At 43.7% G+C, this 12,211-nt stretch carries 13 protein-coding genes; all 13 read left to right on the plus strand.

Annotation, left to right across the window (positions count from 1 at the left end; genetic code table 11):
• Window position 1: 1 nt before the first annotated feature.
• Entirely contained in the window at window positions 2–280 is a 279-nt protein-coding gene (locus BU200_RS00530; protein ID WP_075098288.1) for a UPF0223 family protein, read from the plus strand.
• Window positions 270–1,028 (plus strand): inositol monophosphatase family protein, encoded by a 759-nt coding sequence (locus BU200_RS00535; RefSeq protein ID WP_075098289.1) that lies wholly within the window; start codon window positions 270–272, stop codon window positions 1,026–1,028. The genes BU200_RS00530 and BU200_RS00535 overlap by 11 nt, the downstream gene beginning before the upstream one ends.
• Window positions 1,028–2,335, plus strand: coding sequence for an RsmF rRNA methyltransferase first C-terminal domain-containing protein (locus BU200_RS00540; protein ID WP_075098290.1), 1,308 nt, complete (start codon window positions 1,028–1,030; stop codon window positions 2,333–2,335). The genes BU200_RS00535 and BU200_RS00540 overlap by 1 nt, the downstream gene beginning before the upstream one ends.
• 980 nt (window positions 2,336–3,315) lie before the next feature.
• Window positions 3,316–4,185 (plus strand): phosphate ABC transporter substrate-binding protein PstS family protein, encoded by an 870-nt coding sequence (locus BU200_RS00545; protein ID WP_075098291.1) that lies wholly within the window; start codon window positions 3,316–3,318, stop codon window positions 4,183–4,185.
• Window positions 4,186–4,187: 2 nt separating this feature from the next.
• Window positions 4,188–5,105 (plus strand): phosphate ABC transporter permease subunit PstC, encoded by a 918-nt coding sequence (gene pstC, locus BU200_RS00550; protein ID WP_075098292.1) that lies wholly within the window; start codon window positions 4,188–4,190, stop codon window positions 5,103–5,105.
• Window positions 5,095–5,982, plus strand: a complete 888-nt coding sequence (gene pstA, locus BU200_RS00555; protein ID WP_075098293.1) for a phosphate ABC transporter permease PstA — start codon at window positions 5,095–5,097, stop codon at window positions 5,980–5,982. The genes pstC and pstA overlap by 11 nt, the downstream gene beginning before the upstream one ends.
• 15 nt (window positions 5,983–5,997) lie before the next feature.
• Entirely contained in the window at window positions 5,998–6,801 is an 804-nt protein-coding gene (gene pstB, locus BU200_RS00560; protein ID WP_075098294.1) for a phosphate ABC transporter ATP-binding protein PstB, read from the plus strand.
• A 12-nt stretch (window positions 6,802–6,813) separates the two neighbouring features.
• Window positions 6,814–7,572, plus strand: coding sequence for a phosphate ABC transporter ATP-binding protein PstB (gene pstB / locus BU200_RS00565; protein WP_075098295.1), 759 nt, complete (start codon window positions 6,814–6,816; stop codon window positions 7,570–7,572).
• Between the two features lie 17 nt (window positions 7,573–7,589).
• Complete coding sequence (gene phoU / locus BU200_RS00570) at window positions 7,590–8,246, plus strand: phosphate signaling complex protein PhoU (RefSeq protein WP_075098296.1); 657 nt, start codon at window positions 7,590–7,592, stop codon at window positions 8,244–8,246.
• Between the two features lie 508 nt (window positions 8,247–8,754).
• The gene (locus BU200_RS00575; protein ID WP_075098297.1) at window positions 8,755–9,429 is read left to right on the plus strand and encodes a response regulator transcription factor; all 675 of its coding nucleotides are present in this window, start codon (window positions 8,755–8,757) and stop codon (window positions 9,427–9,429) included.
• Window positions 9,419–10,807 carry a sensor histidine kinase gene (locus BU200_RS00580; RefSeq protein ID WP_075098298.1) on the plus strand — a complete coding sequence of 463 codons (1,389 nt, stop codon included), beginning with the start codon at window positions 9,419–9,421 and terminating at the stop codon, window positions 10,805–10,807. Before BU200_RS00575 ends, BU200_RS00580 begins: the two co-directional genes overlap by 11 nt.
• A 116-nt stretch (window positions 10,808–10,923) precedes the next feature.
• Window positions 10,924–11,049: a lipoprotein gene (locus tag BU200_RS11425; RefSeq protein WP_244912648.1), complete on the plus strand. Its 126-nt coding sequence runs from the start codon at window positions 10,924–10,926 to the stop codon at window positions 11,047–11,049.
• 12 nt (window positions 11,050–11,061) lie between these two features.
• Window positions 11,062–12,144, plus strand: a complete 1,083-nt coding sequence (locus BU200_RS00585; RefSeq protein WP_244912649.1) for a transglutaminase domain-containing protein — start codon at window positions 11,062–11,064, stop codon at window positions 12,142–12,144.
• The last annotated feature ends 67 nt before the right edge of the window (window positions 12,145–12,211 follow it).

Raw genomic sequence — 12,211 nt, forward strand, 5'->3', positions numbered from 1 at the left:
TATGGAAAAGAATTATTCCTACCCACTTGATTTTTCGTGGAGCACAGAGGAACTTTCCTCCGTGCTTTCTTTTTTAAATCAGGTGGAAAAAGCCTATGAGGGAGGCGTGACAGTTAGTGCTTTTTTGGAAGCCTATGCCCAGTTTAAAGCAGTTGTGAAAAGCAAGGGAGAAGAGCGGCGCATTGATCGTGAATTTGAAGTAGCTTCAGGCTATTCGACTTACCGAGCCCTCCAACAGGCAAAGGCACAGGGGAAAGGAGTGATGTCCCTTGGAAGATAAGTATCAGTTTGCAAAAGAGCTTGTTCTTGAAGCTGGAGAGTTTTTAAGGCAGCACCTACATGATGAGTTGGAAATTGAGGAGAAGGGGCATTTTACAGACTTAGTAACCCAGCTGGATAAGACTGTACAGGATCGTTTGACAGACCGTATTTTGGCGCGCTATCCAGCAGACCGCATTCTAGGGGAAGAAAGTCCAGAACACTTGCCAATGGGTCAGGAAAAGGTCTGGGTGATTGATCCCATTGATGGCACAACGAATTTCATTGTCCAACAGGCAGATTTTGCGGTCCTACTGGCCTATTTTGAAGATGGGGTGGGACAGTTTGGACTGATTTATGATGTGATAGCAGACAAGCTCTACCACGGTGGTGGTGATTTCCCTGTCTATGAAAACGATCGTCTCTTGCCTCCCTTTCATACCAAGTCCTTGAAAGAGGGGTTGATCGGTCTCAATGCAGGTCTCTATGCTCAAAATGTTGATGGTTTGGCTGATTTAGCAGACCATACCTTGGGGACTCGTTCTATCGGTAGTGCAGGAATCGGTTTTTCCCATGTCCTAACTGGGCGTCTGCTGGCTCAAGCCTGCTATGTCTATCCTTGGGACTATGCAGCAGCCAGTGTCTTAGGTGAAAAGTTAGGCTATACCTTGATGACAACCAAGGGAGAAAAGCCAGCCTTTTACGGTCGGGAATGTGTGATGCTTGCGCCTACTGAAAAAATAAATGAAATAATAGGGTATTTACAGTGATGTCATTACCAACAGAATTTAAAGCAAAATATGAACAATTGCTAGGTGCGGAAGCACCAGCCTTTTTTGAGAGCTTTCAAGAACCCGCAGTAGCAGGTTTTCGGACCAATCCCTTAAAGGAAGTCCAGCAATCATTTGAGCAAAAGATTGAGAAGATGCCTTGGTCTTACTATGGCAAAGTCTCTGGCAAATCAGTGGCACATGTAACAGGGCTTGTTTACTCGCAGGAACCTGCGGCACAAATCGTTGGTCATATTGCAGCGCCTACTCATGGTATGAAAGTGCTAGACTTGGCAGCAGCCCCTGGTGGCAAATCCAGCCACCTTCTGTCTTACTTGGACAACAGCGGCATCTTGGTCAGCAATGAAATATCAAAGAAACGCTCGCGGATTTTAGTCGAAAATATGGAGCGCTTTGGGGCGCGGAATGTCCTTGTGACCAATGAGTCAGCAGAGCGGTTGGCGCGGGTCTTTGCAGGATACTTTGATATGATTGTCCTAGACGCCCCTTGTTCGGGAGAGGGGATGTTCCGCAAGGATCCCGCAGCCATGAACTATTGGTCAAAAGATTATCCCTCAAAATGTGCCGTCTTACAGCGGGAGATTCTGGCTTCTGCCATGGAAATGCTGGCTCCTGATGGACAGTTGATCTATTCGACCTGTACTTGGGCGCCAGAAGAAAATGAGGAGATTGTCCACTGGCTCTTGCGCCACTATGATGTAGAATTGCTGGATATTCCCAAAATCAATGGGATGGTAGAAGGCATTGACTTGCCCCAAACGGCGCGCATGTATCCGCACCATTTTAAGGGCGAGGGGCAGTTTGTCGCCAAGTTCCGCTACAAGGGTCAGGCGCAAACGCGCAAGAAAGGCAAGCCTAATCCATCTAATCTTAGCCGAGAGCAACGTCAGTTATGGCAGGACTTCTCTAAAAATAGCCTCAACTTCCAAGCTGATGGTATCTTGCAGGTCTTTGGCGACCAGCTCTATCTATTGCCTCAAGGCTTGCCAGATATTTCTAAGATCAGAATTGCCCGCAACGGACTTCATCTGGGAACCTTCAAGAAGAAGCGTTTTGAACCAAGTTTTGCCTTGGGACTGGCTTTAAAGAGTGAGGAAGTACAGCGGCGGGTAGAGATTTCAGAAGAAGAATTTATCCAGTATGTAGCAGGGCAGACAATTGCGGTATCCAAGGATTTGCCGAATGGTTGGTACCAAGTTGTCATAGCAGGGAACGGTCTCGGCTTTGCCAAGATCGTCTCTGGAACCCTTAAAAACGCCTTTCCAAAAGGGCTTAGGTTTTCCTAGCACTACCAACAGTCTACGGCTAAACGGTTGGTAGAAATCAAATAAGACAAACGAAGTCTGTGCCTTATTTATTGGCAGTGGTTAGCTGGTTATTCATACCATTTCATTTGTGGCTAACCCAACTATCTTCACTGGGGGCCTCATAACGAAGTTGTGAGGTCGTCTATTTTGTCTAGGAGTTGCTTCGGGGGTGGGAAAGAACTCAAAACACATAAGAAAGAGTTCGGTTTGTACCCTATTTCCTGCATTCTGGTTTCGGGCTGAGACGGTCTATTCCCAGACCATTTCACTCCCCCCCCGGCATAGCCAACAGTCAGAGTAGTGACTGTTGGAGGTTGGACATGAAGCCAACGAGTTCGCATCAGTCGTAGAGGTCAGATGTGGAGTGGGAAACAGGCTAAAAAGCTCCAGTGGAGCTTTTTAGCCTGTTTCCTGAAAAGAGCAGCAGTTCATTTCCAATCTTCAAGGCTATGATAGCCATTGAAGCTATCAACCACTGCGTCAACGTTATTCGGTTCATAAAGTTAGAAAGCTCGGAAAAAGAGCCGTTGCAAATTTTATTTGCTCCAAAGGCATAGTATATCTTTGGAGCTGTGGCTACCTTTAGGTGTAGTATTTCCTAGAACTTAAAGTTCTAGGAAATACTCCTATTTTGCCTTGCTCGTTTAACGCCCTCGTATCTTGTGTAATTGAACTCGGGCTAAAAGCTCGGAAAAAAGAGACGCAGGTGTTCTAGCTTTAGCTAGTTACAGCTGTGGCTCCCTTTAGGGATAAATACTCCTAGAAGCAGAAGCTTCTTCGTCGTATTTCCTATTTTTCATTCGCTTTTTACACGCCCTCGTATCTTAGTTAGAAATACTTTGCAACTTGAGAGGTTATATGATATAGTGGAAATGTGTAAAATTCTTGTAAAGGGGTTGTAAGACTACTGTAAACCGATACATAGAAAACCACGTAAAAATGTAAAGGAAAAAGGAAAAATGAAACAAAAGCGTACGCTTGGCATACTAGCTGTATGTCTTTCAGCGAGCCTTAGTTTGTCTGCCTGTGCTTCATGGATCGACCGTGGAGAATCGATTACAGCAGTTGGCTCAACGGCTCTTCAGCCCTTGGTAGAAGCGGCAGCGGATGAATTTGGGACTGAAAACAAGGGGAAGACCATCAATGTCCAAGGGGGCGGATCTGGTACAGGATTATCACAAGTCCAGTCGGGAGCCGTTCAAATCGGCAACAGCGATGTGTTTGCCGAAGAAAAATCGGGTATTGCTGCGGATAAGTTAGCCGATTATCAAGTTGCCGTAGCCGGTATTGCGGTAATCGTCAATAAAGAGGTCAGTGTGAACGATATTAGTCTGGAACAGCTCAAAAAGATTTTTTTGGGTGAAGTGCGCAACTGGAAAGAGTTGGGTGGAAAGGACTTGCCAATTTCCATTATCAACCGTGCGGTAGGTTCTGGTTCTCGGGCAACCTTTGATGCGGTTGTCATGAAAGGCGAAGAAGCGGCTCAAAGTTTGGAGCAGGATTCAAACGGAATGGTAAAGTCTATCGTGTCCCAAACACCGGGAGCCATTTCCTATCTTGCCTTTTCCTACGTTGATGATTCCATCAAGACCATTCGACTAGGTGGCTTTGAGCCAACCATGGACAATGTTGTGACCAATGACTGGCCGATTTGGTCTTATGAGCACATGTATACGATGGGTGAGGCAACGGGTCTTGAAAAAGAATTTATCGACTATGTCATGTCTGACAAGGTTCAAAAAGGAATTGTCGTAGATATGGGCTATATTTCAGTCAATGACATGAAAGTCACAAAGAGTGCAGATGGTATAGTGAAGGAGAAAAAGTAAGCATGAAAAATGAACAACTTGCGAAAGAATTGCTCTCCCCTTCTAAAAATTCTCGCTTGGAGAAATTTGGAAAGAGCATCACCTTTCTTTGCTTAGCCTTGATCGTCTTTATCGTGGCAATGATTCTACTCTTTGTCGCGCAGCGGGGCTTGTCTACTTTCTTTGTGAACGGCGTCAACATCTTTGAATTCTTATTCGGAAGCGTTTGGAAGCCAGCCATTAAGTCTTTCGGTGCCTTTCCAATGATTGCAGGCTCTTTTATCGTCACCATTTTATCTGCCATGATTGCTACCCCCTTTGCGATTGGAGCAGCGGTCTTTATGACCGAGGTTTCGCCTAAGTATGGGGCAAAAATCTTGCAACCGGTTATCGAGCTGTTGGTGGGTATTCCATCAGTTGTCTACGGATTTATCGGTCTGCAGGTCGTGGTTCCCTTTGTTCGCTCTATCTTTGGTGGAACAGGGTTCGGTATATTATCCGGGGTCTTTGTACTCTTTGTTATGATTTTGCCGACAGTGACCTTTATGACGGTCGATAGTTTGCGGGCTGTTCCTCGCCACTACCGTGAAGCCAGTCTTGCCATGGGGGCAACGCGCTGGCAAACCATTTGGCGTGTGACCCTTCATGCGGCAAAGTCTGGTATTTTCACTGCGGTAGTCTTTGGAATGGCTCGTGCTTTCGGTGAAGCGCTGGCGATTCAAATGGTCGTGGGAAATTCGGCTGTTGTTCCAACTTCTTTGACAACGCCAGCTGCAACCCTGACCTCTGTCCTTACAATGGGAATCGGAAATACCGTTATGGGTACGGTTCAAAACAATGTTCTTTGGTCACTTGCCCTTGTCCTATTATTGATGAGCCTAGTCTTTAATTTGATTATGAAATTTATTACGAGAGAGAGGAAGAGAAACTATGCACGCTAAGAAAGTTGATAAATTAGCGACTGGGATTTTGTATTCCATTGCAGGCATTATCGTTGCCATCTTGACCTCCCTTATTCTCTATATCTTGTTGCGAGGTCTGCCACATGTCAGCTGGTCATTCTTGACAGGGAAATCTTCTTCTTATCAAGCAGGAGGAGGAATAGGGATTCAGCTTTACAATTCCTTTTTCCTACTCGTAGTTACCATCTTGATTTCTGTCCCCCTTTCTACGGGAGCAGGTATCTACCTAGCGGAATATGCTAAGAAGGGACGCTTGACCAACTTCATTCGGACCTGTATTGAGATCTTATCTTCCTTGCCGTCTGTCGTTGTTGGTTTATTCGGCTATTTGATTTTCGTTGTTCAATTCCAGTATGGATTTTCAATCTTATCAGGTGCCTTGGCACTAACGGTCTTTAACTTGCCACAAATGACGCGCAATGTGGAAGACAGTCTTCGGAATGTCCACCATACCCAGCGTGAGGCGGGGCTTGCCCTTGGGATTTCTCGTTGGGAAACCGTCGTTCATGTCGTCATCCCGGAAGCTCTTCCGGGGATTGTGACAGGGATTGTCCTTGCTTCTGGTCGTATTTTTGGAGAAGCGGCGGCTCTTATCTATACAGCAGGTCAATCTGCGCCAGCCCTTGACTGGTCTAATTGGAATCCGCTTAGCGTTACCAGTCCGATTTCGATTTTCCGTCAGTCAGAAACACTCGCAGTTCATATCTGGAAGGTAAACAGTGAGGGAACTATTCCAGATGCGACTCAGGTTTCTGCTGGTAGTGCAGCGATCCTCTTGATTTTCATCTTGATTTTCAACGTTTCTGCACGCTATATCGGTAAGAGATTGCATGCGAAATTAACATCTGCAGCCTAAGTTAGAGGAGATAAAATGGCAGAATACAATTGGAATGAAAAGCATATCATTACCTTTGAACAGGAGAAGATTGCCCTAGAAACCAAGGATTTACATGTCTACTATGGTGGTAAGGAATCCATCAAGGGCATTGATATGCAGTTTGAAAAAAATAAAATTACAGCCTTGATTGGGCCGTCAGGATCTGGGAAGTCGACCTATCTACGGAGTTTGAACCGTATGAATGATACGATTGATATTGCGAAGGTGACTGGGGAAATTCTCTATGAGGGAGTGGATGTCAACCGTCCTGACATCAATGTCTATGAAATGCGTAAGCATATTGGTATGGTCTTTCAACGTCCGAACCCTTTTGCAAAGTCCATTTACCGCAATATAACCTTTGCCCATGAACGTGCGGGTGTGAAAGATAAAAAAATCTTGGATGAGATTGTTGAAACCTCTCTCAAACAAGCAGCGCTCTGGGAGCAGGTCAAAGACGATCTTCACAAGTCTGCCTTTACCCTGTCAGGTGGTCAGCAGCAACGCCTGTGCATTGCGCGAGCGATTGCTGTCAAGCCCGAAATTTTGCTGATGGATGAGCCTGCCTCAGCGCTCGATCCGATCGCAACCATGCAGTTGGAAGAAACCATGTTTGAATTGAAGAAGAACTACACCATTATCATTGTAACCCACAATATGCAACAGGCAGCTCGTGCCAGTGACTATACAGCCTTCTTTTATTTGGGAGATTTGATTGAGTATGACAAGACAGCTCATATCTTCCAAAATGCCAAACTACAATCCACCAGCGACTATGTGTCAGGACACTTTGGATAGAAAGGAACTTTGATGACAGCACCGATTTTACAAGTCAAAGACTTGTCTGTTTATTACAATAAGAAAAAGGCCTTGAACAATGTCTCCATTGATTTTTATCCGAATGAAATCACAACCTTGATTGGGCCGTCAGGATCTGGGAAGTCTACCCTTTTGCGTTCTATTAACCGTATGGGGGATTTAAATCCAGAAGTGACCCTGACGGGGGCGATTGACTATAATGGTCGAAATATTTATAGTCCACGTACGGACACAGTCGATTTGCGCAAAGAGATCGGGATGGTTTTCCAGCAGCCCAATCCTTTTCCAATGACGATTTATGAAAATGTAGTCTATGGTTTACGGATCAATGGTATTAAGGACGAGCGTGTTTTGGATGAGGCGGTGGAGAAATCCTTGATGAGCGCCTCTATCTGGGATGAGGTCAAGGATCGTTTGCATGATTCAGCCCTCGGTTTATCAGGTGGTCAGCAGCAGCGGGTTTGTGTAGCCCGGGTTCTTGCAACCAGTCCTAAAATTATCCTTCTTGATGAGCCGACATCAGCCCTCGACCCGATTTCAGCAGGAAAGATCGAAGATACCTTGTATGGCTTGAAAGACAAGTACACCATGATTATGGTTACTCGTTCCATGCAGCAAGCCTCACGGGTTTCAGATCGAACGGGCTTCTTCTTAGATGGGAATTTGATGGAGTACAACAAGACTAGAGAAGTCTTTCTCAATCCTGTTCATAAAGAAACAGAGGACTACATCACAGGAAAATTTGGATAATAAAAGGAACAATAACTATGTTAAGAACACAATTTGAAGAAGAATTAGACAAATTGCATAATCAGTTTTATGCCATGGGAAATGAAGTGCTTGGACAAATCAACAATACCGTACAAGCCTTTATCACGCATGATCGTGAACTGGCAAAGGAAGTCATTGAATCAGATGCAAAAATCAATGCCTTTGAAATCAAGCTGGAGAAAAAATCCCTTGAAATGATCGCCTTGCAGCAGCCTGTATCTACTGACTTGCGTACAGTTATCACCGTCTTAAAAGCGACAAACGACTTGGAGCGTATGGGTGATCACGCGGTATCAATTGCCGAAGCGGCTATCCGTATGAAAGGGGAAGTCCGCATTCAGGTTGTTGAGGCAGAGATTAAGAAGATGGGACGTGAAGTCCGTAAATTGGTCGAAGCTGCCTTGGAGCTATACTTGAACGGTGGCGACACCGAGCAGGCCTATGAGCTAGCAGCCCATGATGAGACCATCAACCAGTACTACAATGCGATTCAAGATTTGGCGACAGAAGAAATCAAGAAAAATCCAGACGCCTTGATTGCTGGTCGTGATTATTTCCAAGTTATCTCCTACCTCGAGCGGATCGGTGATTATGCTAAAAATATCTGCGAGTGGGTCGTCTACCTCCGCACAGGAAATATCACAGAGTTATAGTCATTTGAATCAATTTTTGCTATATAGTCGTTTCGTCTGCTTTTAGTAGGGTCTGCCTCTCAATTCCTTGTCTTAAAGTTAAGTCGTTCGACCATATAAAATCCAAATCTGGACATTCGTCCAGATTTTTAGCTTCCTTTAAGTTTGGTGAGGTATAATACAGGAATAGATGGTACTGTTAGGTAGTCTGTCTCTTGTTGGACGAAAGTAAAAGACAAGATTGTAGACTATTGTTTATCTTGCTTATAAGATGTCGCAACAGGAAATCCTGCAATTGTTTCGGTATCAGCAAAGTTCATGATATAATAGACTTTCTACAAAACTGGCTTCTGTTCTTCTTTTCCAGAAGTGGTGACAGTGAGGATGGCGCGACATAAAACGCCTTGCATATCGTTCATAGGAAAAGAGAGAGGCTTAGCCCTGAAATCTAGTTTTCTCCAGTAGTGGAACGAGCAAGAAAGAAGATGGCTTTCTAGGAAGTCTAATAGATAGCATAGGAGGAATGAGAATGATTAAGATCCTACTCGTAGAAGATGACTTGAGTTTATCAAATTCAGTATTTGATTTTTTAGATGATTTTGCAGATGTCATGCAGGTCTTTGACGGTGACGAAGGTCTGTATGAGGCGGAATCAGGTGTCTACGACCTTATTTTGCTAGACTTAATGCTTCCAGAAAAAGATGGTTTTCAGGTCCTCAAGGAATTGCGGGAAAAGGGCATTGCCACACCTGTCTTAATTACAACCGCCAAAGAAAGTCTGGACGACAAGGGACACGGCTTTGAATTAGGGGCTGATGATTACTTGACCAAGCCCTTTTACTTAGAAGAGTTGAAGATGCGGATCCAAGCCCTCTTGAAGCGCTCGGGCAAATTCAACGAAAATGTCCTGCTATTCGGGGATCTCTCTGTCGATTTGTCTACCAACACAACGACCGTCAACGGCACTGAAATAGAATTGCTCGGCAAGGAATTTGATCTACTGGTTTATTTCCTACAAAATCAAAATGTGATTTTACCAAAGACGCAAATTTTTGATCGTATTTGGGGCTTTGATAGTGATACCACCATTTCAGTTGTTGAAGTCTATGTCTCTAAAATTAGAAAAAAATTGAAAGGGACGACCTTTGGTGAGCAGCTGCAAACTCTCAGAAGTGTCGGTTATATCTTGAAGCATGCTGATTAAATTTCGCAAACTCTATTATACGGATAATTTTTCCTATTTTATCCGTTATTTTGCTGTTTTCACCCTCATTTTTAGCCTGATGACCGTGATTATTTTCCAGCTGATGCGCTCCACCATGTATCGGGGTTCCGATGAGAATTTCAAGGAAATCGCCAGTGACCCAGAGATGATGATGGAGTTTGCAAGAGCGCGCGGTTTGTCGCCTGAAGCAGAAATTGTTTGGGAAAAAAATACGAGCGCAAACCAAGCCAATAAGGAAAAAAAGACCGATGAGGCGAATGACGAGGAAGAAAAATACAAGTTCTTTTATCCGACTTCCAAAATCAGGCTGAATGCTAATTACCACGTGGTGCTGTACGATAGCAAGGGGAATCGTCTCAACCAAGTGGACTATTTCTCTGGTCTATCCAGCCTACAAGTTAACAAGGAGTCCTTAGATAGCATTACGGAATGTACCGTGACAACTCCCTTCGGCGAAAAAGAATACTATCGTTGTATGACGATCGCCCTGCCAGCTAACGCAGTTTCAGCTTACACAGGTCTAGATCTCAAATACGCGACTATTCTTTTCAATACCAGTCAAATCAAGTCTTCTATCGCCTCCTATGAATCGACAGTCATGTTTGTGATGATTGGCTTTTGGCTGATTTCGATTGTGGCAAGTATCTATCTGTCAAATGTCAGCATGCGCCCGATTTTAGCCAGCTTTCAAAAGCAGAAAGAATTTGTGGAAAATGCCAGCCATGAATTGCGAACCCCTCTCACAGTCCTACAAAATCGTCTGGAAAGCCTGTTCAGACATCCCGAAGCGACAATTATGGACAGCAGTGAGAACATTGCCTCAAGCCTTGCAGAAGTGCGCAATATGCGGCTCTTAACGACCAACTTACTAAATCTTGCGCGGCGAGATGACGGTTTAAAACCGGAAATCGTGGCTATTCAGCCGACTTTCTTTGATGAACTCTTGGCAAACTATGCTATTATGGCTGAGGAAAATGGGAAACTCTTGACTGCCCAAAATCAGGTCAAGGAAGTTCTCCATACAGACAAGATCTTACTGAAACAATTGATGACCATTTTGGTAGACAATGCTATGAAATATACCGAGGATGACGGGCATATCTGGATTGACATCTTGATTAAGGATCGTTTCCTAGTACTGAAGGTTGCAGATAATGGTCTCGGGATTAGCCCTGAAAATAAAAAGAAAATCTTTGATCGTTTCTACCGTGTCGATAAGGCAAGGACTCGTCAAAAGGGTGGTTTTGGTCTCGGTTTATCACTAGCCAAGCAGATTATCGAAACCTTGCATGGAACGATCAGTGTTCAAGATCGCCAACCAAAAGGAAGTCTTTTTGAAGTACATTTACCAAAATAAATATAGGATATTGATTACTAGATTAGGAAAATAACCTGGTCTAGTTTTTTGTAGACATTGACAAAATGCTTGAATGGTGGTATGTTTAACTAAACAGAAAAATATGGAGTGTGATTATGAAAAGAGTTCCGTTCAGCCTATTAACCTTGCTATCAGTAGCCCTGCTATCAGCCTGCTCAACCCCAAAGACCAGTGATCAGTTGGATCATTTTCTAGCAGAGGCTTCTCAGGAAAAGAAGTAGCTTGAGGCTGAATTGGAAAGTTTAAAAGAAGAAGTCCAAAAAAATTTTTACTACCAACAATTAGCTACGGAAAAGGAGCGCCGTATCTATCTGCAATTTGTAAATGGCTTAAAAAAACGAACACAAGTCATTGATATAGACTTGGCTAACGAGGAGAATTATGTCCAAGTTTATTTATCTGTTGCCTATGATTACCCAGAATTTTATTGGCTAACGGATGAAGAAGCTATGGCGGATGGGATTGATTTCCTGGATTTGGAAGAACCGACTTATCCCTTTGACCTATCTCCAGTGAACAATCAATTAGAAAAACAGGTGACGAGTATACTAGAACAAGCACCGACTGGGTCAGACTATGAAAAGGTCAAATATTTTTATGAAGCGATTATCAAGCAAACAGAATATGATATAGAAGCTTTCAAAAGCAGGAATCCTAGTTGGAGAAGCCAAGGTATTCTTAGCGTTTTATTAGATAAAAAATCGGTATGTGCAGGTTATAGCAGAACCTTTCAGTATCTCTGTAAAAAAGCGGGAATTGATTGTATCTATGTATCTGGTGTTGCAAAAGGTAGTTCCGGAGAAGAGATCGGTCACGCATGGAATTTGGTCAAGATCAATGACCAATATTACGGCGTTGATACAACGTGGGGAGATCCTGTTTTTGACCAAGCGATGGGGAGCGAAATCTACACCGACATTTCCTACGATTACCTATGTGTTCCAAGTGAAATGCTAGAAAGAAGCAGGGTGGCTGATAAAAGCTTGCTCAAGTATTGGGGAAGGGATTCGTATCCTAAAACGCAGGAGTTAAGCTATCCCAGCTATACTGATAATTCATTGAACTACTATGTTCAAAAGGGCGTTTATTTTACGAATTTTGATGAAGGAGCCATTCTACAATCAATCACTGAACAAAGATTACAAGGCGCTGATAAAATTCTACTCCAATTTGCAAATGGAGAGGCCATGCAACAAATGATTGCACTGGCATCAACAGAAAATAATGCTATTTTTCAAGCTTTGGGTGAGGTGAATAACTATCAATATGTTTATAATGAACAAACTTGTACTTTTGAAGTAACCTCCTGGTCTTAGAAAATCCACTTGGTAAGGCCGTCTGATTTCTGTGATCGTGGCTATACATGAACTAGCATTTCTATTA

This window comes from Streptococcus acidominimus (assembly GCF_001921825.1).
GTDB lineage: Bacteria > Bacillota > Bacilli > Lactobacillales > Streptococcaceae > Streptococcus > Streptococcus acidominimus.